At 45.6% G+C, this 550-nt stretch carries 1 protein-coding gene; it reads right to left on the bottom strand.

Features of this window, described 5'->3' with window-relative positions:
- Positions 1–30: 30 nt before the first annotated feature.
- Positions 31–501 (bottom strand): cytochrome b N-terminal domain-containing protein, encoded by a 471-nt coding sequence (locus tag ACFIL8_RS12555; RefSeq protein WP_375690106.1) that lies wholly within the window; start codon positions 499–501, stop codon positions 31–33.
- Positions 502–550: the final 49 nt, after the last annotated feature.

The following is a 550-nucleotide window of genomic DNA, read 5'->3' as shown; positions in this document are numbered from 1 at the left end:
GGTGAGGGTTAGTAGGGTTGTAAATAGGAGTCAGAAAAGGAATTGGCTAAGTGGGCGGAATATTATGCTTTGCTGTTTGGAGTTGTGAAGTATGGGGATGATAGATAAGATGAAGATTGATAGGAAGAGCGCTAGTACGCCTCCTAGTTTATTAGGAACGGATCGTAGAATTGCGTATGCAAATAGGAAGTACCATTCTGGTTTGATGTGTGGAGGGGTATTTAGTGGGTCGGCTGGGGTGTAGTTGTCCGGGTCGTTTAGGAGGTCGGGTGAAAGTAGTGTTAGTGTTGTTAGGATGAAAAGGAGGAGGATTAGGCCTAGGATATCTTTGATTGTGTAGTAGGGGTGGAAGGTGATTTTGTCTGAGTCTGATGAGATTCCGCAGGGGTTGTTTGATCCTGTTTCGTGTAGAAACAGTAGATGGACTGTTGTAAGGGCGGTAATAATGAAGGGTAGAATAAAGTGTAGGGTGAAGAATCGTGAAAGGGTGGGGTTACCAATGGAGTATCCGCCTCAGATTCATTGGACGAGGTCGGTCCCGATGTATGGG

The sequence above is a fragment of the Bartonella sp. AP57NXGY genome, assembly GCF_042195805.1.
In the GTDB taxonomy this organism is placed as follows: Bacteria; Pseudomonadota; Alphaproteobacteria; order Rhizobiales; family Rhizobiaceae; genus Bartonella.
This window is presented reverse-complemented; position numbering and strand designations above follow the sequence as displayed.